Source organism: Flavobacterium mekongense, from assembly GCF_047038255.1.
Taxonomy (GTDB): Bacteria; Bacteroidota; Bacteroidia; order Flavobacteriales; family Flavobacteriaceae; genus Flavobacterium; species Flavobacterium mekongense.
On record NZ_CP174374.1, the window covers coordinates 2,710,731 to 2,736,452 of the forward strand.

Here is a 25,722-nt window from a genome sequence, read left to right on the forward strand (position 1 = left end):
TACAAGCACATGAAAACCAAACTCACAGTATTGTTCCTTTTGTTATCCATTAGCCTTAGGGCACAGGTAGGCATAGGCACCACTACCCCCGATACCTCTGCCCTACTCGAAGTACAAAGCACTTCTAAAGGACTGTTGATACCGAGGGTAGCTTTACAATCAACCACCGATGTGACCACGATAGCCGCTCCGGCTACCGGACTGCTGGTGTACAATACGGCAGCACACAACGATGTACTCACCGGTTTTTATTACTGGGAAGGAAGCTGGAAACCATTGCTGGCTGCTGCTTCAGGCGGAACTGCCTGGGCATTGAATGGCAATATTGCGGCATCAGGCAATTTTCTGGGGACTACCAATTTCAATCCGCTGAACATCAAAGTCAACAATACGCTGGCAGGAAAAATACATCCCAACGGCGGCATCACATTAGGGATGAATGCGGCAGCCCATGATTCGAATAGCTTAGCCATCGGAACCGGAGCCACCGCAACAGCCAATGTGGAAGCGGTAGCTATAGGGCCTTCGAGCATCGCCGGAGCCTATCGTGCCACGGCTTTGGGATATGGTGCGAATGCTTCGGCAAACAATACCTTGGCGGCGGGCTATAATGCATCCGCATCAGCGTATCAGTCTATGGCTTTGGGTATGAACGCATCGGCCTCCCAAAACAACGCCACCGCGGTGGGTTATGGTGCCGGTGCATCGGCTTACCAAGCAACGGCTTTGGGTACGGAAGCTTCCGCCTCGGGCCAAAGTGCAACCGCTATAGGATTTCAGGCAACCGCCACACAGGCCAATTCAATTGTATTAGGAAGTGCCACTAATGCCTCTAATAAAGTGGGTATCGGTACCAATACGCCGGATGAACGACTACACGTAAACGGCAGCTTCAAACTGACCGACGGCACGCAGGCCAATGGCTACATCCTGGTAAGTGATGCCAACGGGAAAGCTTCCTGGCAAAATCCAAATTCGAATAAAGCATATGCGGCACAGTATTATAACGGCACCGGACAAACGATGAACCAGTCGAATAACATTGCGCTGGGCACCGCCTTAACGGCAAAAAATGCCACCAATGATGCCGATGGGATTACTGTGCAAAAAGCCGGCACCTACCGGGTTACATATAGTGTTACGCTGTCAAAATCAGGTGGCTCACCAGTAGATGCCGGTTTTCAGCTCTATAAGGATTATGCAACAGCCATTCCGGGAAGCTATTGTGCTATCCGTGTGGCCAACAACAGCATCGTTTCGGTAGAAAAAACAACTGTGGTAACCCTTAACGCTTATCAAAAAATCTCAATAAGGCCAACAGTAACAGACAACAACACAACCTATGTGCAAGGTGCGGAAAGCCTTACCGTTGAACTGATCGAATGATATAAAACTAACCTTTATCCTTTGCTGTATGAAACAAAAACTACTATTTTCTGTCGCGCTACTATGCTTTTGCTTAGCTGAGGCGCAAATCACCTATCAGGATATTAGCCCTGATTTTAGCACTACTATGGATCCTGTAACCGAAATTGCCGATAACCTAATGCCTATCGACCTCAACAACGATGGAACAAGAGAATTTTATTTCCGCTGGGATGATATGGAAGTCTTTGGAAATGAAAGTTGGTTTGTCCATTTCTGCTCAACACCGGTTTCCGACCCGAACAGGCAGTTTATTACAATTTCGGGTAATTACCACAGCCCGCTGGTGTATGGGACTCCTATTAATGCTTCCTCAACCTGGACCTCTAACTGGGATCCAACTATAGGGGATTCCTTCAATGGAAATTTCCAGGGACTGGGTAATCGGTATCTGGCTTTTAAAGCAGTTATTTCGGGTACTACCTATTATGGATGGGTATTGGTGACACTCGTAAACAAAACCCTGACGATTAAGGAATATGCATACACCACCAATGCCGGAGGGCTTACGGCAGGACAAGGAGCTCTTAATGTGGCTGAAAACGTTAAAGGGAACCTCATCTTGTCTCCCAACCCGGCATTGAGTGAAATCACTGTTAGTGTTGACGGCAATCAGAACACCCCTTTCCGGTACCAAATACTGGATCTTACCGGAAAAAAGGTTACCGAAGGAATGGCCTGTTATGGCGACCCGATTTCCGTTGGGGACATCGCTGGCGGGAGTTATTTGATACAAATAGAAACAAATGGCGTAGTGCATACGCACAGGATTATAAAAAAATAATGCATCATGAACAAACTTTGCAAGGCAATACTCGTTGCCGTTTTACTGATTACCTCTTTTAGCCGTGCGGCCATAATCTACACGGATATTCCCGATGGAATCCCTTCAGGGCTTGATTTTAACACAGACGGGAGCTATGAAATTACCATTTCAAATAATTTCCTTTCCGGCCAGGGAACCTACCTTACCTATTCGCTGCCTTCCAATGTGTATGGTGTTTCGAGTGGTCAGTGGGATGCAGCGGCGGCTCTGGATTTTGGGTTCTCTATTGGCGCTACGGGAAATTGGTTTGGTTTTGGCGACTGCACCGTTACCGGGAACAGCCACCCTACTACCTTTCCGCTGAATGCAGACAAATACCTTGGTTTTAAAATCAACATAGCCGGAAGCGTTTATTATGGTTGGGCTCGAGTATATGTTACCGCTGCTGGTACGGGGCCGCTTGGCACTACTTACTTGGTTACCTATAAAGATTATGCTTATGAAAGCACGCCAAACACCCCTATAACAGCCGGTGCAGGGCTTTTAAACGTGTGTACGGATACTATTTTATCGAAAGCTGCTTTATATCCTAATCCAACCTCGGGGGATTTATTTGTTGACAATCCGAATGTACCGGGTGCGATATACCGCTACCGACTAATAGATAGTTGCGGAAGGGTATTGCGGGAAGGAGCATCGGTATTTGGTGAAAAAATAACGGCTTCCCGGCTTACCAGTGGCCTGTATTTTATGATGATCAGTTATGAAGGTGCTGATACCACAAAACCTTTTATAAAAACTAATTAGGGTAATAGAATATTTAAAAAATCAAATGACCGTAAAAAAAGACACAACTGACTTTGACCTTTTCCGTAATAGTATCGGAGTTATAAAGGATCGCCATTTTTCAATATATGGAATGGATCAAAAGGAAATACCGCTAAACGAGGTGGTTTTTATTGAAGTGAAGATAGAGCGAAACCTTTTCTTAAATAAAATCTTTGGGTTCATTGCTGCATCCCTACTTATATATGGACTTATACTGCATTTTTCCAGCATTCTTTCAATCATAGGACTCGTGCTGCTTTGCGTAACCATATTACTGAAGCAGCAGGATTATTATCTGCAATTAACTTTTGAAGTAGTTAAGGTTTCTTTCATGAAGATTGATAAGACAAAAAAAGCTGACGCAGAAGAATTTATTAAAAAATTTCACCAATACAAGAAACTATTCCGTCAATCTTAAGCCAAAAATTCATGAGTGAATCTTATAAAATTTACATTCTGGGCAGTATCCCACCAATTATCTCTAAGAATGATATTCTAAAATTTGAAAAAGCAGAGATACAGCTGGGTGGGTATAACACTACAATTATCAACCCGATTAATAACATGATCAATTCTGAACTTAGCAGGAATGAAGCCCTTAGGAGGAACATTCAAGAATTGGTGAACGTAAATGCTGTTTATCTGTTAGTAGAGCACAATGAGTTTTACTTAAACTCTGTCGAATTAAAACTCGCCTTTATGCTAAACCTAACAATCATCCATCAACCAAATCATATAAAAAACAAATTTTGGAAGTAAGTTCAGAATCCGAGTTTTTTTTACATCCTTCAAAACGAATGGAATTTATACTTAAATAATCCATTGATACATGCTTATGATCTTAAAAAAAATTACGGATACAAAATACCTCAGGAGACATTTTTAAACTTTAACGATTTTAGTCAATTCTCAAATTGCATTTTTTGTTGTCAATCCCATCAAAAAAAGTATCTTTGATTTTCTAAAAAACGCGTTATGAAATCAAAAATTGTTTTAAGTACAGTAATGAGCTTCGCTTTACTGGCCGTTTCTTGTAAAAAAGAAGAAGAAAGCACTACAACCACCGATGCTAAACCGAAAGAAATAATTATGCCGAGAGTACAACCAATACCGGCTCAAAGCACGCAACCTATCATACAAAACGCACCTGTACAAAGTCAACAACCGGTAACTCCGAGCAATCAGGCTGTAACTATGACACAAACACCTGTAGCTACAAAACCGGGGATGAATCCTCCTCACGGACAACCCGGACACCGTTGTGATATTGCTGTTGGCGCTCCATTAAATTCACCAAAGCAAACCAAACCGGCAACAGGAGCCGGTAGTGCTGTGGTGCAACAAGTAACCCCTAATATGACAGCACAACCCAATAGTGCTGCCCCTGCAATTTTAACGCCTAACGCAGCGCAAACAACTACTGCGCCGGGTATGAATCCACCGCACGGACAACCCGGACATGTATGCAGTGTTGCCGTTGGAGCTCCATTACCGAAATAAATATTTTAAACATAAAAAATCCCGTTTAGCAAAACTAAACGGGATTTTTATTTTATGGTTTATTTAGATTATTCTAAAGCAAAAGTCACATTAACTGTGGTATTGATTTCAATTTCACCTATGGCTAATGTTTCTCTAACCGTATCCGCTTCGGTGGCCATAGCCATCATATTACCTTTATACATAGGTTGGGGGAAGTAAACATTAGACGCATCTGTAATTAAAAGTGCTTTCCCTACTTTCTGCCCTAAAACACTAACATAATCAGCAGCTTTTTGTTTGGCATTCAACATGGCTTTTTTGCGAGCTTCTCTTTCGTGTTCTTCCATTTTAGAGGATTTGAACTCTACTCCTTGTATGTTATTGATACCGGCATCATTCAAGCCCATCATGATTTCATCGTATTTAGAAAGTTCTTTTAATGTGATGGTTAGCGTTTGATTAGCTTGAAAATTGTATTTCTTTTTCTCGTAATCATAGTTTTTGCCCAAACTAACATTATTGGTTTTGTAATCGGTAGTAGGGATACCGCTTTTCTTTAAAAACTTAATTACTTTATCTACTACTTCATCGTTAAGTGTTTTCACTTCTTTGGCATCTTTACCGGTGTTTTGAAAACCTACAGTAACCACTGCCTGATCAGGAACCACTTTAATTTTACCTTCACCGGTAACTGAAATTTGTGGTACTACCGCTTTTTGTTCTTGCACCTGAGCTTGGGTGATACCCATCACCAACAAAGCCAAAATTACTGCTGTTTTTTTCATGATATGATTGATTTAAAATTATGAATTTCCGTTTCCAAAAGTTGTGCCAATTATAGCTTTCCTTGCTTGGCCATCACAAAAAGAATGATAATGGGAATGGCCAGCACTATAACCAATTGGGTGTTAGTTTGAAACAAGATTGGTTCTTTTAAAAGTGTAATAGCGTAACCGCCAATGGCTCCACCAAAATGCGCTGTGTGTCCTATATTATCGTTTTTGGCGCGCATACCGTAAATAGAATACAACAAATACAATACTCCAAAAACATAGCCCGGGATGAAACCGTAAATCTGCATTTGAGGAAACAATAAGATGGCCGCGTAAATTATACCGGTAACCGCTCCCGAAGCACCAACAGCACTGTAACTGTAATTATTGCCGTGGATGACCATGGTTAATAAATTCCCGAAAATCAAACTCCCGAAATAAATCAGCAGAAAAGACCAACCACCTAAAAAGGTAATCACAATTGGCGCAAAAGAGTAGAGCGTAATCATGTTAAAAGCCAAATGTATTTCATCGGCATGTAAAAATCCGGAACTAATCATTCGAACTTGCTCACCGGCTCTAATACTTCCCACATGAAAAAGGTATTTTCGATAAAAAAGTGCATCGTTAAACCCTTTGAAGCTAACAAGTACATTGGCTATGATTAAAGCCCATAAAAATAGGTCGCCCATAAATAGATTCTTTTACTGTTGGTTTAAAAGTCTGACGCGTAAAATTAGCAATACTTCTGTAGGTTTTGTTAATATGGGTCGGATAAAATCGCATTTAACTTTATATTTGCACAAAATAAGCTGCATGCAACTATTAGTCTTTTTTCTATTATATCCTTTTATCTGGTTCATCTCCATTTTACCATTTCGCATTCTTTATCTAATTTCTGATATTGTTTATGTATTGGTTTACCATATTATCGGCTATCGAAAAAAAATAGTGCGCCACAATTTGGCTATTGCATTACCACAGCTCAGTGACAAAGAGCGATTACTGATAGAAAAAAAATCATACCATCATTTGTGTGATATGTTTTTGGAAATGATTAAAACCATGTCGCTATCCGAGAAAGAAATGGACAAGCGATTCACTTTTACCAATTTGGAAACTTTAACCCATATGGAAAAAGAGGGCAAAAGCATAGCCGTAATGATGGCACATTATGCCAGTTATGAATGGGCCATTTCTTTGAACAAGTACAGCTCATTAACAAGCTACGCTATTTATAAAAAAATCGCCAACAAACACTTTGATAAATTGGTCAAAGACATTCGATTAAAGTTTAAAGCAGTACTAATCACTACCAGTGAAACCATACCAACCATCGAAAAAAACTACCGTGACAAGCACTTAGGGCTTTACGGATTTGCCAGCGACCAATCACCACAACTAAGCAAAACACACCATTGGGGTACTTTTATGGGCATTGAAACACCAGTGCATACCGGGGCTGAGATGCTGGTAAAAAGATTCGATATGAATGTTATTTTCCTGAAGGTAAAAAAGATCAAACGCGGCTATTACCAAGCAACGTTCGAAACCATGTTCGACGAACCGTCAACTGTACCGAATTACCAAATTTCAGACGAGTTTTTGCGCCGTGTAGAAAAGCAAATTTTAGAGGCGCCGGAGTATTACTTGTGGACACACAAACGTTGGAAACACAAAAAGAAATAGTTTCCGTAAACAAGCATAAATCACCTTAATCTTATTGTGTTTTAAACCAAGATTTTACCATTGCTTTCTCGGTATGTTGGTCATCTTGATGCGTAAACTCATTGGTTTTTGAATTGTATTGGTAGGCTCTTCCCCATTCCTCATGGTTTTCGGCCAAGGCTTTAATGCTGTCGCAAACAAACTGAATTTCCTCTGAAGTAGTTGTTGGATGAATAGACATTCTAATCCATCCCGGTTTTTTAATCAAATCGCCCGAAGTAATTTGACATACCAAATCGTGTGAAGTTTCTTGATCTACATGCAACAAATAGTGTCCGTATGTACCGGCACAACTGCAACCTCCTCTTGTTTGAATACCAAAGCGATCGTTTAACAGTTTCACCCCTAAGTTGTAATGCAAGTCATCTATGTAAAACGAAATCACACCCAACCTATCCCGGTGTTGTCCTGCCAGTATATGTAAATTGCTGATATTACCCAACTCCGAAAAAACATAATCCACCAATTCATGCTCTCTTTCCAAGATGTTTTTTACGCCCATTTGCTCTTTCAACTGAATGGCTAAAGCCGTTTTGATTACTTGTAAAAAACCCGGAGTTCCACCATCTTCTCTATCTTCAATATTGTCGATATACTTGTGTTCACCCCAAGGATTTGTCCACGATACCGTTCCGCCACCGGGACAATCGGGCACATTATTTTTATATAGGTTTTTATTAAAAATCAACACTCCCGAAGTTCCCGGACCTCCTAAAAACTTATGAGGAGAAAAGAAAATAGCATCCAAATAGCTTTCCTCATCGGGATGCATATTGATGTCAACATACGGTCCGGAACAAGCAAAATCTACAAAACAAACACCGTTATTTTGGTGCATTAATTTGGCCACTTCGTGATAAGGTGTACGAATGCCCGTTACGTTAGAACAAGATGTGATTGAGGCTATTTTGAAACTTCTGTCTTTGTATTTTTCCAATAAAGTTTTAAACGCACTCATGCACAACAATCCGTCTTCATTGGCCGGAATAACAACCACATCCGCTATGGTCTCGAGCCAAGAAGTTTGATTGGAATGGTGTTCCATGTGAGAAATAAAAACAATTGGCTTCACTTCATCCGGTATAGTGGCAAAAGTTTTTAGATTTTCCGGAATGCGCAAACCAAGTATTCTTTGAAACTTGTTTACTACGCCAGTCATTCCGGTGCCATCATTAATCAATACATCATTTTCATTAGCATTCACATGCTTTTTAATAATGTGACGCGCTTCGTGATACGCCATGGTCATAGCAGTTCCCGAAATGGTAGTTTCCGTGTGAGTATTAGCCACAAAAGGACCAAACGAATGCATCAGTTTTTCTTCAATAGGTTGGTACAGTCTTCCGCTGGCGGTCCAATCGGTGTAAATGATTTTCTTTTCACCGAAAGGCGACTCAAAGGTTTGATCTATTCCGATGATATTTTTTCGAAATTGTAGAAAATACTGCTCTAATGCCGTTTGGGAAGTGGTAGTAATCATAATGCAACTATTTGTGCTCAAAGATACATTATTTTTATTTTTAGGATAATAAAATGCATTTTGTTGACAAATTCATAAAAATCAAACCCAATTTAAACCTTAACTTTGGGATATGGTCTTACAATAAAATTTTTTTTAGATATGAAAAAACAATTATCACTGCTGTTGGTTGTCTTGGGAATGGCCACAGCATTTAGTCAGGTTGACAATCGTCCGGTAAATACCGGTGACGATTTTAGTTTGGAAGGCGCTTTGGCCATGTTTAAAAAAGCCAATTCATTAGAAGAATTTGAAAAACTACTAAATGAGGAAAATAATAATGTAAACAATCTTGACCTCAACAATGATGACGATATTGATTACATAGTAGTTGAAGATATTAAAGAAGGTGATTCACATATAATTGTATTGAGTACCTATCTGAATGAAAAAGAAAAACAAGACATTGCCACTATCGGCATTGAAAAAACAGGAGAAAATCAAGCGCTGTTGCAAATTGAGGGCGATACCGATTTGTATCCTGAAAATACCATTATAGAACCTACAGAAGAAAAAGAAACTTTAAAAAGTGCTAAAGGCGGACCCAATACTTTTGAAACCGATGTTCAAGTGGTTACGGTTAATGTATGGCTTTGGCCAAGTGTACGCTTTTTATACGGACCTCGTTATGTAGTTTGGGTTTCACCTTATCGCTGGGGCTATTATCCTCGTTGGTGGAGACCTTGGCGACCGATAGCACATCCCGTTTTTTATGCCCATTGTGCACCGCATCGTGTTTACTATCGTCCGGTAGCTTCCCGCCGTGTAGTTGTGGCACGCAGAGCTTATGCACCAAGAAGACATTCTTCTACATTAGTGGTACACAATCGAAGAGGAACTACTGTGGTACACAAAAACAGAAGAGGCTCTGTAAAAGTGGTTAAAACAAGAAGAACTCCGGTTAGAGGCAGAAGATAAAATGGACAAGCACAACCTTTGGTCGATTCGTTTGGGTTTTTCGGGAAAACAAAGTCCGCTCATCGCAGCAATGGGATTAGAAAAGTTTCTCGAAAAATCCTTTGCGTCAAAATTTAACAAAAGTGTGCCCGACTTTTTGGAGAACAGTCCAAAAACCATTCAGGAATTAAGAGCCAAAAGACAAGCGTTGCAAAACAGTGCTTCGGAAGATGCCAAAGAAATGCTCAAAAAGGAGCTCCAAGTTTCATTTGAAATGAAATCTTGGTGGATCACAAAAATGCAGTCAGAAGACTATCCGTTGCGTGAAAAAATGACCTGCTTTTGGCACAATCATTTTGTATCGACTTATCAAAAAGTAAAAGTCAACCATTGGATTTTCCAGCACAACCAGCTTTTGCGGGAACAGGCTTTCGGAAATTTCAAAACCCTTACCAAACAAATCCTGCAAACCAATGCCATGGTGCGGTACTTAGACAATGTAGACAACCGGCGAGACAAAATCAATGAAAATTTGAGTCGCGAATTGTTAGAACTTTTCACGTTAGGCATTGGAAATTATACAGAAGAAGATATTAAAAACGGCGCTAAAGGCTTGGCAGGGTTAAATCTTGGTGAAAACCAAGCGGTTTATCGAAAATTGCTGGAAAACAATGACACCATAACCTATTTCGGGAAGACCGGAAAATTCAAAGCAGAGGAAATGGTGGATATTATTTTCGAACAGCAAGCCGCTCCCTATTTACTCACTCGAAAAATTCTTCAGTGGTTTATTTATGATAATCCGCCCGAGACTTTGGTAACTTACTACGGAGATTATTTCAGAAAAGTGGATTTTGAAATCAAACCTTTGCTAATCAAAATCTTTACTGAAGAATATCCGAAAGACAATGCCGGAAGTAAAATCAAAGATCCGCTGGTTTACATACTGCAACTGATGCACGAATTGAACGCCACGGAAATGAATCCGAAATTAGTGGCTTTTTTCTTGAAACAACAAGGTATGGATTTGTTCAACCAACCCAATGTAAAAGGTTGGAATGGTGGTAAAGAATGGTTGACCTCTCAAATTTATTTACAGCGAAACAACGTAGCCGATTTGCTGTGTGATGGTCGAAGTTGGAACCGTAGAATACAGTTTACCAATGAAATGATGGGCGAAAGTATGCCGCAATTGAAAGTAAAAATCAACTGGAATAGGAACGGAAATCACAAATCCATCATTGCCGATTTGGTCAACAGCTTGCTTTTCAAAACCGATGAAAATTTGCAAAAAGAATGGGAATCGATACTGAAATATGATTTTAACCCAAAGGCTGAAAATGCCGATTATGCTGTACTCCGATTGTTCAATGCAATGGTCAAAACACCCGAATTTCAAATCATTTAAGTATGAACAGAAGGAATTTTTTAACCCTAACCGGTACTTTTACAGGCGGTGCATTATTGCTCCCGGATTTTCTCCATGCTTTTGGAAGTCAGCCCAATTTGGTGATGGGCGAACCCTGTTTGGTTTTTATCCAACTCAATGGTGGCAACGACGGTCTGAATACTTTTGTCCCGTATGACAATCCTTTGTATTACCAATTAAGATCGAAAATTGCACTTTCCAAAGACTTGGTTATCAGTAAAAACAACGGTATGGCTTTTCATCCTGCTTTGAAAAATTTTGCCGAGATACAACAAAAAGGCGACTTAACCATACTGCAAAATGTGGGCTATCCTAATCCCAATCGTTCGCATTTTCGGAGTCAGGAAATTTGGCAAACGGCTTCGGCCTCAAACCAATACTTAAGCGAAGGTTGGCTGGGTCGCTACTTGGATTTGCAATGCAAAGAACACCAACCCACAGCCGGTATTAACTTGGATGCCATTGACAACTTGGCCTTGAAAGGAAAAGAACCAAACTTTATTACTGTGAAAGATCCGAATCGTTTTAAAATCAGAACCGACAAAGACGACACGGTAAAACTCTCCGATAATCCGCAATTGGATTTTGTTCGAAAAATTGCCTACTCGGTCACCGAAGGTGCTGAAGAAATTCAGCAAGCCTTGACTAAATCGACTGCCGAAATGAGCTATCCAAAAACCAATTTGGGTAAAAATTTAGAATGGATAGCCCGACTCATCAAAGGAAATCTGAACTCCAAAGTGTATTACACTTCTCAAAACGGTTATGATACACACGATAACCAATTGGCCATACACCAACGGAATTTGGAAGAACTAAACGATGCTGTTTATAGTTTTTACAAGGACTTAAAGCAAGCCAACTTACTGCAAAACGTTACCATAGTAGTGTTTTCGGAATTTGGCAGAAGAGTAAAAGACAACGGCAACGGAACCGATCACGGAACAGCTGCGCCTTTATTTGTGATTGGCGGAAATAACCGAGGAAAAGTTCTGGGAAGTAATCCGGATTTATCTGATTTAGATGAAGGCGATTTGAAATACCAAATTGATTTCAGAAGTGTTTATGCTTCACTATTAAACCACAAACTCGAATTTGATTACCAATCTATAGGCATAACTTCTAAACCAATTAATGGACTTTTTTAGCTTTTGTAGCAGTTTTACCCTGAAATTAAACCATAAAATCCCTATTAATAGGGATTTTTTTTTACAAAATAAATTCTCATCTTTGACTCAACTAAAACCCAAAAATCATGAAAGTCTACGAATCAGAAGGATCATTCGACTGTGAGGCTCAAACATTCAATTTAAAAATTCAAACCACCGACATCAATCCGGATGCCTTTTACATCAGTACATTTTACAACATCTGTAATAAAGAGCGTTTTGCCATAGTGGGAATTTTGCAAACTAAAGACGGCAATACCAAAGATTTCAGCAACTATCCGCCGGACTCATCGTTAGTTATTGAAGATTTTCCTTTTTCTGATTTAGACAAAAGTTACCTTGAAGAAGGAGACAAAGACATTACAACCATACAACAAGGTGATTGCGTAACTGTTTATATTCATGATGGCATTGGCTTTAATCCTCAAGAGAATAGTGCTGATAATGAGTATATTCTAAACTACAAGAGAGGAGTTTATGTGTATTTAGAAGCTGGTTCACCTCCAGGATCTAGCGGTAATGGATATATTGGATAGATAAATGTTTGAAAAAAAAAAAACATACAATAAGATATACTTAACTGTTGCAGTAGTTATTTTTAATGCAGTGGTATCATACGCTCAAAATAGAGCGTTAAAAGAGTTTGAGTCTAAATTTGACAAACTAGAATATACTACACGTTTGGCCGAATTGAGAAAGCTCTACACCAAAGAATTTTCTATAAAAGACCAAGCGCTTTATGAACACCTCTCGGGGAAAACACAATATCTTCGTAACTCCGGCGTTGGAGCAGTAGAACATTTTGTAAAAGCTAGAGCACTATATCTTAAGTCTAATGATTTAGACAAGGCTATGGAATTATCCATAACTATTGCAGAACAAAAAAGATTTAGTGATTATAAATACAAAGATTACAAATCGCTTCTTGACGAAGCAATAGCTTATGCAATAAAAAACAATAAACCAAAATTATTGAGTTCAGCCTACTTAGAAGTTGGCAGTAATCTTATGGACTCATTACCTCTTGAAGCAATTCGAGTTTTTCAAGTTGGTAAAAGAATTGCAAAAAAAAACAAATTTTACATCGATGAAACAATATACGATAGAAGAATTGGTATTACTTATCGGGTAAATCTGAAGGATTTCAAAATGGCTCGCTATTATCTGGGGTTATCTTTAGAGAAATGTAAGAAATACGATTTTGAGGAAGGTATTGCTTATGTTTATATCAACTATGCTGGAATTTACAGACAGGAAGGAAAACCCGAAAAAGCCATACCCTTATACGAAAAGACATTTACTTTAAAATTTGAGAATTACAGAATTCTTTTTAATGCCAATATCTATCAGTTCTTATCTGAAACTTACCGAGAAATGAAGAACTATGAAAAAGCATTGGAATGTCTGGATAAGAAAAAAAAATACGAAAGTGAAATAAGTGACCAAGAAGAAAACAAAATCATCCGTGACATCAACACCAAATACGAAACCAGAGAAAAAGAACTCGAAAACCAAGAATTAAAGCTGAAAGACGAAAAAAACCAATTGGTTATTTACAGTTTCGTTGGTATTTTTCTAATCTTCCTGGCAGGCGCTTATTTCCGAATCAGTCATATCAATAAAAAGAAAAAAATTGCTGAGCAAGAGCGACTCATCGAAAGTCAAAAATTAGAAAACGTACTGAAAGACCAAGAGTTAAAAGAAATTGACAAAATTTTGGAAGGTCAAGAAAAAGAACGGCTCAAAATTGCCAATGACTTACACGATAATTTGGGCAGCATTTTGGCTACATTGAAACTCAATTTTCAAAATCTTTATTCGCAAAAAGACAATAATGAAAACGGACAAGAACTCTTTGACAAAACCAACGAACTAATCGAAGAAGCCTATCAAAAAGTACGCGGTATGGCCCATGCTAAAAATGCCGGTGTAATTGGCAGCGAAGGCTTGGTTCCGGCAGTTCAAAATATAGCCAAAAAAATAGCCATTCCCGGAAAACTCAAAGTACAGGTAATTCCCTTTGGTATGACCAAAAGGTTTGAAAACGCAATGGAAGTTAACTTGTTCCGAATGATACAAGAAATACTAACCAATGCCATCAAACATGCTGAAGCAACCGAAATCACCATCAGCTTAACCCAAGACGAAGACTCTATCAATATCATTATTGAAGATAATGGTAAAGGTTTTAATCCGAAGAGCATAACTAAAAAAGAAGGTATGGGTTTAAGCAATATTACCAAAAAAGTAGAACAGCTTAACGGCACCTTCAATATAGACAGTTTTGAAGGTAAAGGTACAACCATATTAATAGACATCCCATTATGATAACTGTAATCATAGCAGAAGATCACCAAGCATTAATTGACGGAATGAAGTCCTTTCTTAAAAACGAAAAGGACATAGAAATCATTGGATATGCTAACGATGGTTTTTCATTAATTGAAAGTGCCAGAAGGCTTAAACCCAAAGTGATTATAACCGATATCAGAATGCCCAAATGTGACGGTATTGTAGCTACAAAAACTATAAAGGCAGAATTACCGAATACCAAAGTGATTGCTTTCAGTATGTTTGATCATGATGACGCCATTTCACAAATGAAAGAAGCCGGCGCCTCGGGCTACATAATGAAAAATTCCTCACTTCAAACCGTCCTTGACGCTATTCGGGCAGTTAGTCAAGGATACTCCTATTTTGTCAATGAAGCGGAAAACGAATATGAAATTTCCAAAAATGAATTATTTTTCAGTTCGCGTGAAAAAGAAATTTTACAACTCATAGCAGCAGGAAAATCTTCTCAAGAAATTGCCGAAACGCTCTTTATCGAAAAATCAACTGTAGATTCCCACAGAAAAAACATGTCAAAAAAAATCAAAACTATCGGCAAAACCGATTTGATAAAGTTTGCTTTAGAGCGAAAATATGACTATTTGTAAGATTATTACATTTAAATCGACGATAAAAATCCCCATTGATGGGGATTTTTTTTGTGCTTTACTTTTCCGAATTTTATGAAATCAAAAACCTAATTTAATTAAGTTTTGGTTAGTTAATAAAAAAGAGCCTGCCCTACATATTGAAAAATTTTTAGTGGTATTTGATCTTTCGAAAAAGGGCAGGTTTTATTCTAAATCATCATAGTCACAGAAAATTTCTGTTTGTAACAAAACTTTTTCAAATAACATTGGCTTTTAAAAAAATAGCATCATGTTATGTTGGCGATGTTGGTTTTCATACTACAAGATACAGCATAATGAAAATTAGATTAGAAATTAATCAGCTCACCATTGACCGTCCAAAGAAACGTTGGCGCATCTATTTTGTTGTAGTAGCTGAGCATCCTACAGATCCTGATAAAATGGTAGTAACCACTGTACCGGCTGAACCGATTAAAGTTACACCCAATCAGGAAAACAATATTCATTTTGACGATGAAGGTCCCGGAAGTGAAGGTTTGTTATTGCTAAAAAGAAATATGCCTCCCGGTAAGGAACTGAACGTACATTTCTATGTTCGCCATTCCAGATCCGGCATCAGAAATGCCGCCAACGCATTGCATGACATAGCAACAGAATTGGGCATAGATGCCCTGGGGCCGACAGAGAACATTTTGGGAACAAACATTCCTTGGCTTGAAATCACCAAAAAGTCATTACCTCACATTGGAAAAGCTTTAGCAAGAATACCTGATAGAGAAATGGGATTCATCTCCATGTTTGAACGCTTTGGGGATGAGTTTTTTGCCGATGGAGAAATAGACCGAAAGAAAACCGGCGGTTATTGTAACATCGTTTACAGTTGGGCCTTGGATGTCAAATAAATTTTACCGAACCAGAAATAAACAATTTAAAAACCAGAACTATGTGTTGGACCAATGTAGAAAAACAATGCAAGATGATTTATGAAAAACCATTTATCAATGCTGAAAAGCCACATGAAAGAAGGTTTATCATTCAAATTATCGCAGAAGAATTTCCTGATTTTCCACGAGTAAGAATTGCCGCTGCAGTCGACCGCTGTTTTAAAATGTTTCCTGCCCCGGTAGACCGCAAAACGCTGTTGCAATTTGTACAAAGCAGTATGCGTTAATACTCCCCTGTAATCTAACCTATAGCACCAACTTCAGATTATTTTGAGACTTTAAGAAGAAGTTTGGCGTGACAAAGTACTTAAATCGTATTTCATCCTGTTCTGCAAAGAATTTTGAAATGCGATTTTTGTATTTTAGCCAAACCATCATTTAAACACCAAATTGATTATGAACAACTTAGTTTCCATCCGCCCTTTTATAGGCGCCAAAGACTACAATACTTCCAAAACATTTTACATGGATTTGGGTTTTGACAAAATTGAACTTTCAAAAAACTTGTGTCTTTTCAAAATGGGAAACTTGGGATTTTATCTGCAAGATGCCTATGTAGCAGATTGGGTAAACAACACCATGGTTTTTGTTGAAGTTGAAAACGCAAAAGAGTTTTACAACAACTTGGTCGATTTAAAATTAACTGAAAAATATGCGGCTGTCAGAGTTGAAGGCATTAAAGAATTAGACTGGGGAAAAGAGTGTTTTGTTCACGATCCTTCCGGAATCTTGTGGCACTTTGGTGAATTCAGAAAATGAAGTCTTCAATACAATAATTTCACTTCTTTTAAATCGTAATAAGCTATACTATCATCGTTCAATAAAAGGGCCAACTTGCCTTCACGGGTTACCGTTTGAATAATCCCCATAAATCGATGTCCGTTGCTTAATTCAAAAGCTGCGGGTTTCCCTTTTTTAAACAAAATGTCATTATACCGCAGCCAAGCCTCGTCAACATGCTCAGGAAAAAGAATTAAATGCAGTTTTAATGACTTTACAAAACCTTCTGCCATCTCTTCCAAATCATAAATTTGATGGGTAATATTGGTTAATGAATTGGCTTGAGGAAGGTGTTCAAAATCGGTTTGATTAAGGTTCAATCCGAAACCTACTACTGCTGTAAAGGTTCCATCTGACTTAAAGGTGTTTTCAATTAATATGCCACCAACTTTTTTATTATCTGCCATTATGTCGTTAGGCCATTTGACATTTACTCTAACGATGTTATTTAAATTTAACAAGCCTACAGCAGCCAATGCTACAGCCACATTAAAATCATAAATTGAAATCATCTCCAGCGGCACATCTTTAACCAAAACACTAATAGTGAGGTTTTTACCCGGTTCACTTATCCACTCGGAACCCATTTGCCCTTTACCTTTGGTTTGCTCAAAGGCCATCACAGCCGTAAAATTCTCTAACCAATTTTCTTTAGCTAACTGCTTTAAATAATCGTTAGTGGAATCTATGGCATCGAGTTTGATTATAGGCATAATACAAAAAAGTAAAGTGAATTTTTTAAAGTTTTGTTAAGCAAAAATAAGCACAAAAAGTAATACCTTTGCCAAATACATACAAATACTAGATGACTAAAAAAGCAGTAAACACAGATGTACTATTAGCCAGTATCATCAAAGGAATTGAAGAAGTAAAAGGAAATGACATTGACATACTCGATTTGAGAGAAATAGATACCGCTGTATGTGATTATTTTGTAATTTGTAACGGTACTTCTAACACCCAAGTTAACGCAATTGTTAACTCCATCCAAAAATTAGTTTCAAAAGAATTAAAAGACAAACCTTGGCACGTGGAAGGCACGGACAACGGAGAATGGGTTTTAATGGACTATGTTGATGTCGTGGTACATGTATTCCAAAAACAAATTCGAGAGTTCTACAACATTGAGGGACTTTGGGGAGATGCCCAAATCACATCAATCCCAACTAACTATTAAAAATCGCGCTGATATTATATGGCTACGGAAAAGAAACCCAATAATTTTAGAATAAGTCCTTGGTGGATATATGCCGGACTAATCATTATTTTTTTCGGATTAAATTACATAGGCGGTTCCGGTTTTCAGGAAACCGCCAAAATTTCATCCTCCAAATTCAATGAGTACCTTGACAAGGGACAAATTGAAAAAGTTGTAATTTATAACAAAACCGAAGGAGAAGCTTACTTAACAGCTGCTGCCTTAAAAGACAAGACACACAGCAAGTTAGCCAAAGACATGTTGGGCAATCCTAATAAAGGACCTCACTACTCTTTTGATATCGGAAACGATGAAGTTTTTCAAAACAAGATAGAAAAAGCCAAACTCGAAGGTAAACTAAAAGACTTCGACTTCAAACCGAAGAGCAATTGGTCTGAAATTTTCATCAGTTTACTACCAATCATCATAATCATTGGCCTTTGGGTATTGATTATGAGAAGGATGTCGGGTGGCGGAGCCGGCGGTGGCGGTGGACAAATTTTCAATATCGGAAAATCGAGAGCAAAGTTGTTTGATGAAAAAACCGATTTGAAAACCACTTTCAAAGACGTTGCCGGATTGGAAGGAGCCAAAGAGGAAATCCAAGAAATTGTTGAATTCCTGAAAAATCCTGAAAAATACACCACTTTAGGAGGTAAAATCCCTAAAGGTGCTTTATTGGTTGGTCCTCCGGGAACCGGTAAAACCTTATTGGCAAAAGCGGTAGCCGGTGAAGCCAAAGTTCCTTTCTTCTCACTTTCGGGTTCCGATTTTGTGGAAATGTTTGTGGGTGTTGGTGCTTCTCGTGTGAGAGATTTATTCAAACAAGCCAAAGATAAAGCCCCGGCAATCATCTTCATCGACGAAATTGATGCCGTAGGTAGAGCAAGAGGCAAAAACAACTTTTCAGGCTCTAACGACGAAAGAGAAAATACTTTGAATCAATTACTGACCGAAATGGATGGTTTCGGTACCAACACACACGTTATTGTACTAGCTGCAACCAACAGAGCTGATGTTTTGGATAAAGCCTTGATGCGTGCCGGACGTTTCGACCGTCAAATTTATGTTGACCTTCCGGACGTTAGAGAGCGTAAAGAAATTTTTGAAGTACACTTAAAACCATTAAAAAAAGTAGACGGTTTAGACATTGATTTCCTAGCCAAACAAACCCCCGGATTTTCGGGTGCTGACATCGCGAATGTTTGTAACGAAGCTGCTTTAATTGCTGCCAGAAATAATAAATCTGCCGTTGACAAACAAGATTTCTTAGACGCCGTAGACCGAATTGTTGGTGGTTTAGAAAAGAAAAATAAAATCGTTACACCGGAAGAAAAACGCGCCATTGCCGTGCACGAAGCCGGTCATGCCACTGTAAGCTGGATGTTAGAACACGCTGCACCATTGGTAAAAGTAACTATTGTTCCTCGAGGACAAAGTTTAGGTGCCGCATGGTATTTACCCGAGGAGCGATTGATAGTGAGACCTGAGCAGATGTTAGACGAAATGTGTGCTACCATGGGCGGACGAGCTGCAGAAAAAGTAATGTTTGACAAAATTTCAACCGGTGCCTTGAGTGATTTGGAAAAAGTAACCAAACAAGCTCGTGCTATGGTAACCATTTACGGCTTAAATGATAAATTAGGCAATATTACTTACTACGACTCTACGGGTCAAAGTGAATACAATTTCTCCAAACCATACTCTGAAGAAACGGCCTTGGTTATTGATCAGGAAATTTCAGCCTTGATTGAAAAAGAATACCAACGTGCAATCAAAATTCTTCAGGACAACAAGGAAAAATTAGAGCAATTAGCCAATATTCTAATCGAAAAAGAAGTCATCTTTAAGGACGATTTGGAAACGATTTTCGGCAAACGCCCTTTCGGTAATTCAACAGAAGAAACTGTAGCTGAAACCGTAAGCGAATAAGCCTGATTGTTTTTTAACATTTTTTTAAAATCTTAATTCAAAACATACTTTTGAATTAAGATTTTTTTATCTTTGAGGGATTTCAAATACCAAACCCGATTATAAACAATCAGCATGAGTCTTTTCAGAAAAATTTTTGGCACAGGAAACGATGCCTCTGACGAAGAAAGTCAAAGCGAATTCAACAATGCTCCTTCGAGCTTTTCTCTACTGCCTGTAGATGAAAAGTTTACCTATAATTTCAAGAAAAACGGTGGCAAGTTTTTGTATTGTGAAAACTTAAATGAAGTCAAAGACCAATTCTTGAACATACTTGAAGAAAATGATTGGTTTGAATGTGAAGCCCTTTGCTATGAGCCGAAATTGTTCAGTATGTTAGACGAAAACAAACTGAGCTACGACAAACCTACTAATCCGAAATTTTTATTTGCCAGTTGTGAAAATCTTATAGCCGATGAAGGTTCTGTATTATTTTCTTCTAACCAAATCAAACAAAATAAGCCCAACGACTTACCTATCAACATCATCATTTTAGCCACTACCAGTCAGATTTTAGAATCTAAAAGCGACGGTTTGAGAGTGATTAAAAAGAAATACGATAAAGATTACCCAACCAACATCACTACCATCAAATATTTCGAAAAAGCTAAAGACGAAGACTTCCTGCAATACGGAAGCACTGCCAAGAATTTGTACCTCTTGCTTTTAGAAGATTTATAAGATGACAACTACCGTAACAAGAGCTTTATCCGGTGCAGTATACGTACTGTTGCTGGTTGGTGCTACACTCTATTCTCCCTACAGCTTTTTGTTGCTATTTGGATTGTTATTATTGTTCTCTGTTGGTGAATTCTGCAAATTGGTTGGCCTCAAACCCATATTACCCTTACTATTCGCTACAATTGGATACATCCTATTCAATTTGGACAATTCTGTAAAAACCAATGAAATATTGTTGCTCATAGCCTCACTCCTCGTTTCAATACGTTCGTTATTGTTTTTATTTGAAAAGAAAAACCGCTTTTTAGATACACAGGCCAAATATGTATTTTTGATTGGTTATTTGATTATTCCAATCATCATTTTTACTAAAATTCCTTTTGTCTCAAACTTATATCATCCGGAAATTATTATTGGCATTTTAATCTTGATTTGGACCAATGATACGTTTGCTTATTTGGTGGGTATTACCATGGGGAAAAATAAATTATTCGAAAGAATTTCACCCAAGAAAACCATTGAGGGTTTTACCGGTGGGTTAATTTTTGCCATGATAGCCGGAATTCTATTGGCTCAATTTTACCTGAACGAATCGGTTATTCGTTGGGTAATCATTGCGTTATTGGTCACCACATTCGGAACCCTTGGCGATTTGATTGAATCTAAGTTTAAAAGATTGGCGGGTGTAAAAGACAGTGGCAACATTATGCCCGGTCATGGTGGTTTTCTAGATCGCTTGGATAGTATTATATTTGTAGCACCTTTTGTTTATTTATTTTACCAAATTATCTATTATGTTTCATAAAGAAGGTTATAAAATCATTTTCATTGCATTGGTCAGCTTTATTGCAGTTTTGCTGTTGTCTGATAAATTCATCTCATTATCCTGGCTGAAAATGGCTGTTCAATTGTTGGCTTTATTCTTCTTTATAATGGTTTTACAGTTCTTTAGAAATCCGAATCGAAAAATAACCGCTAATAAAAATACCATTTTAGCTCCTGTTGATGGTAAAGTTGTAGTGATTGAAGAAGTATTTGAAGAAGAATACTTCAAAGACAAACGCTTACAAGTATCTATTTTCATGTCGCCCATCAATGTACACGTAACCCGTTATGCCGCTTCAGGAAAAATCAAGTTCAGCAAATACCATCCGGGAAAATACTTGGTGGCTTGGCATCCTAAAGCCAGTACAGAAAACGAAAGAACAACTGTTGTAATAGAAACCGAAATGTTCGGAGAAATTTTATACCGTCAAATTGCAGGTGCCTTAGCCAGACGTATTGTTAATTATGCCGAAGAAGGTCAAGTAGTGACTCAAGGTGATGATGCGGGATTCATCAAATTTGGTTCTCGTGTAGATATCTTTTTGCCTTTGGGTACTCCGGTAGAAGTTGCATTACAACAGAAAGCTGTTGGTAACCAAACTGTAATTGTTTCAAAATAAAAGAAGCGCCATGTCGGAAAAAGACTTAGATGCTCGATTCCGAGAAGCCGTAGAAATTGCTTCTCAAATGACACAATCTTCTCTGCCGCAAGATGTGCAGTTGCGTTTGTACGCTTTTTACAAGCAAGCCACTTTCGGCACGATTGAATATAATAACTCTGCCTCCTTCGATTTGCGAAATGCCTTCAAAACCAATGCTTGGATGCAAATCAGTCACCTCTCTGTTGATGAAGCCAAAGAAGAATACATCAAAGCCATACATGCCATAGTAAATGAAAATAAGTAAAATATGAAAAAGATATTTGTTGTTGTTTTAGGTATTTCATTAGCTTTCTTATTGCCTTCTTGTCAAAGAAAAAAACTCACCGAAGTAGTTGAAGTGCCGTTGCCATCAGCGGAAGAAAAAGTAACCATTGGTCATCCGGATGATGTAAGCGCAGAAAGCGGTCAATTTGCGTTGGCCAAATTACCTTACGAATACAATGCACTAATGCCAAGCATTGACATACTGACTATGGAAGTGCATTATTCCAAACATTATCTTACTTACACCAATAATTTAAATAAATTAGTAGCATCCGATTCCAACATGGTGGATTTAGCTATTGAAGACATCCTGAAAAAATTAGACATGAATAACGCCGATTTGCGTAACAATGCCGGTGGTTATTACAATCATACCCTGTTTTTTGAAGGCATGGCCCCCAAAAGCGGCGGTGAACCTAAAGATACTTTAGCCACTGTTATCACAAGAGATTTCGGTTCTTTTGAAGTATTTAAAAACCAATTTGCCGATGCTGCTGAAAAACAATTCGGTTCCGGTTGGGCTTGGTTAGTGGTAGATAAAGCCGGTAAGCTATCGGTAACAGCTACACCTAATCAGGACAATCCTTTGATGCCAAACCAACCGGTTAAAGGCACCCCAATTTTATGCTTGGATGTTTGGGAACACGCTTACTATTTGGATTATCAATACAAACGAAAAAAATACATAGAAGCTTTCTTCAAAGTCATCAATTGGAAAAAAGTTTCCGATAGGTATTTGGAAGCCAATATTGTCAAATAAAAAAATCCCTAATCTTTCGATTAGGGATTTTAATTTTTACCAAATAACAACTTTCAGATTATCAGGTCTTCGCATTTTACTGCCCGGTTTAATATTGAAAGCTTTATGGAAATCAGGATTATTTTGCAATGGCCCATTAATTCTGAACTTCGCAGGAGCGTGCACATCGGTTAACAATTGATTGGCTAAAGCTTCAGGCTTAATGTTAACCATCCAAGCATAACCATAAGCTAAGAAGAAACGTTGTTCCGGAGTTAAACCACTGATTTTTTGCTTGTTTTGATACTGAGGTGTTTTCTTAAAAGCTTCAAATCCCATAACTACACCACCTAAATCGGCTATGTTTTCTCCTTGTGTAGCATCACCATTCACAAATTTTCCGGGTAAGGCTTCATACTGACTGAATTGCTCAACTATCAATTTAGTTTTGGCTTTGAATTTTTTCAAATCTTCTGCAGTCCACCAATTGTTTAGATTTCCTTTTTCATCATATTGACTACCCTGATCATCAAATCCGTGCGTAATTTCGTGTCCGAAAGTTGAACCTCCGATTATGCCGTACAGTACAGCATCATCCGGCATTCTACCCTCGAAACCAGGCACTAAAATATTACAAGCCGGCACACAAATTTCATTGTTACTCGGACTATAATAAGCATTATAAGTTTGCGGATACATGCCCCATTCGGTGCGATCAACCGGTTTGCCAAATTTGGAAACCATTTCTTTAATCGCCCATTTATTGGTGGCCATTACATTCGCCAGATATGTTCCTCTATTGATGTTTACGCTACTCATGTCTTTCCACTTATCGGGATAACCCACTTTCATGACTATTTTACTCAACTTGTAAAGCGCTTTTTTCTTGGTTTCCTCACTCATCCAATCGAGTTTTTTAATACGTTCGGCGTAAACGGTTCTAATGTTGTTTCCGATTTCGAGTAGCTTTTCTTTAGAACCTTCCGGCAAATACTCTTTTACATATACTTGTCCGATTAGTTCACCTAAAGCACCATCGGTTTGCTCTACTATACGTTTCCAACGCGGCTTTTGTTCTTTCACGCCACTCATAACAGTTGAGTAGAAATAGAAGTTTTGCTTCTCAATTGCATTGTGTAAATACGAAGCATACGAATTCACCAAATCCCATTCTAAATAAGTCTTCCAATCCTCAATGGTATAACTTTTCACCATTTGGTTTAAGGCTTTGTAAAACTCAGGTTGACCTACAATAACGGTATCGGCATTTTTGATTCCGATGTTAGCCGTCATTACTTTCCAGTCTATATTAGGAGTAGCCGCATTGATTTGGCTTATACCCATTTTGTTGTAATTTTTAATCGGATCGCGAAGTGCTTCTAACTTACGGGAGTTTTGCGCCAATTCGGTTTCCAACTTCATAATTACTGCAGCATTGGCTTTGGCCACTTCCGGTGATTTCCCCATTAAAAGCCCCATTTTTTCTAAATGCTTAACGTATTCAGCGCGAATGTTTACTGTTTCCTTATCAGTATTAAAATAATAATCGCGATTGCCCAATCCTAATCCGCCTTGTCCCAAAAACACAGCGTATTTAGCGCTGTTTTTATCATCTTGACCCACATATAACGAAAAGGCCGGATTGGCTCCGATAGTATGCAAATAGGCAATAGTATTTAATAAAGAAGGAACATCGTTGATGGCTTTGATTTTATTTAAATCAGCTCGCAGTGGCGATAACCCCAATTTTTCAATCTGTAAAGTATCCATACCGGAAGCATAAAAATCTCCGATTTTTTGTTCGTTGCTGCCTTTGGGTGCGTCGGTCATTTTAGCCGATTTCTCACAAATTTGTTTGATTTGAGAATTAATAGTATCGCCTATCGTTCTGAAAATTCCGTTACTTCTTTCGCTGTCCGGAATCGGGTTTCGCTTGAACCAGCTGCCGTTGGCATACATAAAAAAGTCATCACCCGGATTGACAGTCGTATCTCGGTTAGTTACCAAAGGATCAATAAAATCGGCTTCCTTTTGGTTACAACTTACCAATAAAGCAGCTGAAAATAAACCTATGGTTAGTTTGGTTAGTAATTTCATAGTATCGTTTTTAAATGGCTATTGGACTTCATTTTAAATAAAATGTTACCAAATGTAATGCATTTGGTAAAATGAAGCATAAAAAAAACCACCCGAAGGTGGCTTAATTTTAATCTTTGACGCCTAATTTCGTCAGTATATCTTCCATCAAACACCATTTGGTAATGGAAGATTGCAGTAAATTAACACCGACAAAAGCGGTGAACCACAACCAATTTTGATTGACATAAATCGCCAATAATAAACTGATTAAGATAAAAGTTCCTGCAACAGCTCTAATGATTCTGTTTTTCATAGTATCTTTTTTTTAGTTAGTTTTTTCTATGTCGAGTATAGCTACATGAATGTTTGACATGGTTTCCTGAGAAGCATTGAATGCCTTTACGGTATCACAAACAATAGCAACATTCTCATTTTCAGTAAAAGCATAAAACATCAAAGACTCGTTTTGGGTCATTTCCGTTCCGAACCAATTTGATTCGAGATCTTCCTCAGTGGCATCTCTAAAACCCGTTACCGGATTATAAGAGTATTTTTTTACGGCTGCCTTTTTTAAAATTTGCTTTACCTCATTTTCAAATTCGGCTATGGCAGTTATGATTAAAAGTTTCATCTGTTCAATGT

30 protein-coding genes are annotated in these 25,722 nt (G+C 38.3%); 23 read left to right on the forward strand and 7 right to left on the reverse strand.

All coding sequences use genetic code 11. From position 1 onward, the window contains the following. Positions 1–9: 9 nt before the first annotated feature. The 6 genes from ACJG85_RS11775 (at position 10) to ACJG85_RS11800 (ending at position 4,519) form a co-directional block, all read left to right on the forward strand. Positions 10–1,386, forward strand: a complete 1,377-nt coding sequence (locus tag ACJG85_RS11775) for a hypothetical protein (protein ID WP_412476486.1) — start codon at positions 10–12, stop codon at positions 1,384–1,386. Positions 1,387–1,414: 28 nt separating this feature from the next. Next, positions 1,415–2,209, forward strand: coding sequence for a T9SS type A sorting domain-containing protein (locus tag ACJG85_RS11780; RefSeq protein WP_412476487.1), 795 nt, complete (start codon positions 1,415–1,417; stop codon positions 2,207–2,209). A gap of 6 nt (positions 2,210–2,215) precedes the next feature. Then, positions 2,216–2,998: a T9SS type A sorting domain-containing protein gene (locus ACJG85_RS11785; RefSeq protein ID WP_412476488.1), complete on the forward strand. Its 783-nt coding sequence runs from the start codon at positions 2,216–2,218 to the stop codon at positions 2,996–2,998. Between the two features lie 25 nt (positions 2,999–3,023). Then, positions 3,024–3,437 (forward strand): hypothetical protein, encoded by a 414-nt coding sequence (locus ACJG85_RS11790; protein WP_412464293.1) that lies wholly within the window; start codon positions 3,024–3,026, stop codon positions 3,435–3,437. 11 nt (positions 3,438–3,448) lie between these two features. Beyond that, a complete protein-coding gene (locus tag ACJG85_RS11795) occupies positions 3,449–3,778 on the forward strand; it encodes a hypothetical protein (protein ID WP_412476489.1) in 330 nt (109 codons plus the stop codon). 216 nt (positions 3,779–3,994) lie between these two features. Then, a complete protein-coding gene (locus tag ACJG85_RS11800) occupies positions 3,995–4,519 on the forward strand; it encodes a hypothetical protein (RefSeq protein ID WP_412476490.1) in 525 nt (174 codons plus the stop codon). 68 nt (positions 4,520–4,587) lie between these two features. Here the strand turns inward: ACJG85_RS11800 and ACJG85_RS11805 are convergent, their stop codons facing one another. Both ACJG85_RS11805 and ACJG85_RS11810 read right to left on the reverse strand, forming a co-directional pair. Further along, a complete protein-coding gene (locus ACJG85_RS11805) occupies positions 4,588–5,286 on the reverse strand; it encodes an SIMPL domain-containing protein (RefSeq protein ID WP_409678755.1) in 699 nt (232 codons plus the stop codon). 50 nt (positions 5,287–5,336) lie between these two features. Further along, positions 5,337–5,966 carry a rhomboid family intramembrane serine protease gene (locus ACJG85_RS11810; RefSeq protein ID WP_409678753.1) on the reverse strand — a complete coding sequence of 210 codons (630 nt, stop codon included), beginning with the start codon at positions 5,964–5,966 and terminating at the stop codon, positions 5,337–5,339. A gap of 124 nt (positions 5,967–6,090) precedes the next feature. Between ACJG85_RS11810 and ACJG85_RS11815 the strand changes: the two genes are divergently transcribed. After that, the gene (locus tag ACJG85_RS11815; protein WP_412476491.1) at positions 6,091–6,963 is read left to right on the forward strand and encodes a lysophospholipid acyltransferase family protein; all 873 of its coding nucleotides are present in this window, start codon (positions 6,091–6,093) and stop codon (positions 6,961–6,963) included. Positions 6,964–6,994: 31 nt separating this feature from the next. Here the strand turns inward: ACJG85_RS11815 and ACJG85_RS11820 are convergent, their stop codons facing one another. After that, positions 6,995–8,482, reverse strand: a complete 1,488-nt coding sequence (locus ACJG85_RS11820; protein WP_409678747.1) for an aminotransferase class V-fold PLP-dependent enzyme — start codon at positions 8,480–8,482, stop codon at positions 6,995–6,997. Between the two features lie 141 nt (positions 8,483–8,623). On the opposite strand from ACJG85_RS11820, the gene ACJG85_RS11825 reads away from it, so the two are divergent. The 9 genes from ACJG85_RS11825 to ACJG85_RS11865 all read left to right on the forward strand — a co-directional run bounded on the left by ACJG85_RS11825 (position 8,624) and on the right by ACJG85_RS11865 (position 16,640). After that, positions 8,624–9,439: a hypothetical protein gene (locus ACJG85_RS11825; RefSeq protein ID WP_409678744.1), complete on the forward strand. Its 816-nt coding sequence runs from the start codon at positions 8,624–8,626 to the stop codon at positions 9,437–9,439. Between the two features lies 1 nt (position 9,440). Continuing rightward, positions 9,441–10,826, forward strand: coding sequence for a DUF1800 domain-containing protein (locus ACJG85_RS11830; RefSeq protein WP_412476492.1), 1,386 nt, complete (start codon positions 9,441–9,443; stop codon positions 10,824–10,826). Positions 10,827–10,828: 2 nt separating this feature from the next. Beyond that, the gene (locus ACJG85_RS11835) at positions 10,829–11,995 is read left to right on the forward strand and encodes a DUF1501 domain-containing protein (RefSeq protein WP_412476493.1); all 1,167 of its coding nucleotides are present in this window, start codon (positions 10,829–10,831) and stop codon (positions 11,993–11,995) included. 107 nt (positions 11,996–12,102) lie between these two features. Next, entirely contained in the window at positions 12,103–12,552 is a 450-nt protein-coding gene (locus ACJG85_RS11840; RefSeq protein WP_412476494.1) for a hypothetical protein, read from the forward strand. A gap of 4 nt (positions 12,553–12,556) precedes the next feature. Beyond that, a complete protein-coding gene (locus ACJG85_RS11845) occupies positions 12,557–14,344 on the forward strand; it encodes an ATP-binding protein (protein ID WP_412476495.1) in 1,788 nt (595 codons plus the stop codon). Continuing rightward, positions 14,341–14,955 (forward strand): response regulator, encoded by a 615-nt coding sequence (locus ACJG85_RS11850; RefSeq protein ID WP_412476496.1) that lies wholly within the window; start codon positions 14,341–14,343, stop codon positions 14,953–14,955. The genes ACJG85_RS11845 and ACJG85_RS11850 overlap by 4 nt, the downstream gene beginning before the upstream one ends. A 317-nt stretch (positions 14,956–15,272) precedes the next feature. Further along, positions 15,273–15,839, forward strand: a complete 567-nt coding sequence (locus ACJG85_RS11855) for a hypothetical protein (protein WP_409678726.1) — start codon at positions 15,273–15,275, stop codon at positions 15,837–15,839. Between the two features lie 41 nt (positions 15,840–15,880). Beyond that, positions 15,881–16,108: a hypothetical protein gene (locus ACJG85_RS11860; RefSeq protein ID WP_409678723.1), complete on the forward strand. Its 228-nt coding sequence runs from the start codon at positions 15,881–15,883 to the stop codon at positions 16,106–16,108. Positions 16,109–16,277: 169 nt separating this feature from the next. Beyond that, entirely contained in the window at positions 16,278–16,640 is a 363-nt protein-coding gene (locus ACJG85_RS11865; RefSeq protein ID WP_409678720.1) for a glyoxalase, read from the forward strand. Positions 16,641–16,645: 5 nt separating this feature from the next. On the opposite strand, the gene ACJG85_RS11870 is transcribed toward ACJG85_RS11865, so the two are convergent. Further along, positions 16,646–17,374 (reverse strand): biotin--[acetyl-CoA-carboxylase] ligase, encoded by a 729-nt coding sequence (locus ACJG85_RS11870; protein WP_409678717.1) that lies wholly within the window; start codon positions 17,372–17,374, stop codon positions 16,646–16,648. Between the two features lie 92 nt (positions 17,375–17,466). Between ACJG85_RS11870 and rsfS the strand changes: the two genes are divergently transcribed. From rsfS to ACJG85_RS11905, 7 genes are all read left to right on the forward strand, one after another. Next, on the forward strand, positions 17,467–17,838 hold the full coding sequence (gene rsfS, locus ACJG85_RS11875) for a ribosome silencing factor (RefSeq protein ID WP_409678714.1): 372 nt from the start codon (positions 17,467–17,469) through the stop codon (positions 17,836–17,838). Between the two features lie 18 nt (positions 17,839–17,856). Then, positions 17,857–19,791, forward strand: coding sequence for an ATP-dependent zinc metalloprotease FtsH (gene ftsH, locus ACJG85_RS11880; protein WP_409678711.1), 1,935 nt, complete (start codon positions 17,857–17,859; stop codon positions 19,789–19,791). A gap of 114 nt (positions 19,792–19,905) precedes the next feature. Further along, a complete protein-coding gene (locus tag ACJG85_RS11885) occupies positions 19,906–20,511 on the forward strand; it encodes an LUD domain-containing protein (protein WP_409678709.1) in 606 nt (201 codons plus the stop codon). 1 nt (position 20,512) lies between these two features. Continuing rightward, on the forward strand, positions 20,513–21,316 hold the full coding sequence (locus ACJG85_RS11890; protein ID WP_412476497.1) for a phosphatidate cytidylyltransferase: 804 nt from the start codon (positions 20,513–20,515) through the stop codon (positions 21,314–21,316). After that, the gene (locus ACJG85_RS11895; protein ID WP_409678703.1) at positions 21,306–21,956 is read left to right on the forward strand and encodes a phosphatidylserine decarboxylase family protein; all 651 of its coding nucleotides are present in this window, start codon (positions 21,306–21,308) and stop codon (positions 21,954–21,956) included. Before ACJG85_RS11890 ends, ACJG85_RS11895 begins: the two co-directional genes overlap by 11 nt. 10 nt (positions 21,957–21,966) lie before the next feature. Continuing rightward, positions 21,967–22,242, forward strand: coding sequence for an acyl-CoA-binding protein (locus ACJG85_RS11900; RefSeq protein ID WP_409678701.1), 276 nt, complete (start codon positions 21,967–21,969; stop codon positions 22,240–22,242). Positions 22,243–22,245: 3 nt separating this feature from the next. Beyond that, a complete protein-coding gene (locus ACJG85_RS11905) occupies positions 22,246–23,022 on the forward strand; it encodes a superoxide dismutase (RefSeq protein WP_412476498.1) in 777 nt (258 codons plus the stop codon). Positions 23,023–23,058: 36 nt separating this feature from the next. Here the strand turns inward: ACJG85_RS11905 and ACJG85_RS11910 are convergent, their stop codons facing one another. The 3 genes from ACJG85_RS11910 to ACJG85_RS11920 all read right to left on the reverse strand — a co-directional run bounded on the left by ACJG85_RS11910 (position 23,059) and on the right by ACJG85_RS11920 (position 25,711). Further along, a complete protein-coding gene (locus ACJG85_RS11910; RefSeq protein WP_412464305.1) occupies positions 23,059–25,098 on the reverse strand; it encodes a M13 family metallopeptidase in 2,040 nt (679 codons plus the stop codon). A 109-nt stretch (positions 25,099–25,207) separates the two neighbouring features. After that, entirely contained in the window at positions 25,208–25,393 is a 186-nt protein-coding gene (locus ACJG85_RS11915) for a YgaP family membrane protein (RefSeq protein ID WP_412476499.1), read from the reverse strand. A gap of 12 nt (positions 25,394–25,405) precedes the next feature. After that, positions 25,406–25,711: a hypothetical protein gene (locus ACJG85_RS11920; RefSeq protein WP_412476500.1), complete on the reverse strand. Its 306-nt coding sequence runs from the start codon at positions 25,709–25,711 to the stop codon at positions 25,406–25,408. Between the last annotated feature and the right edge of the window lie 11 nt (positions 25,712–25,722).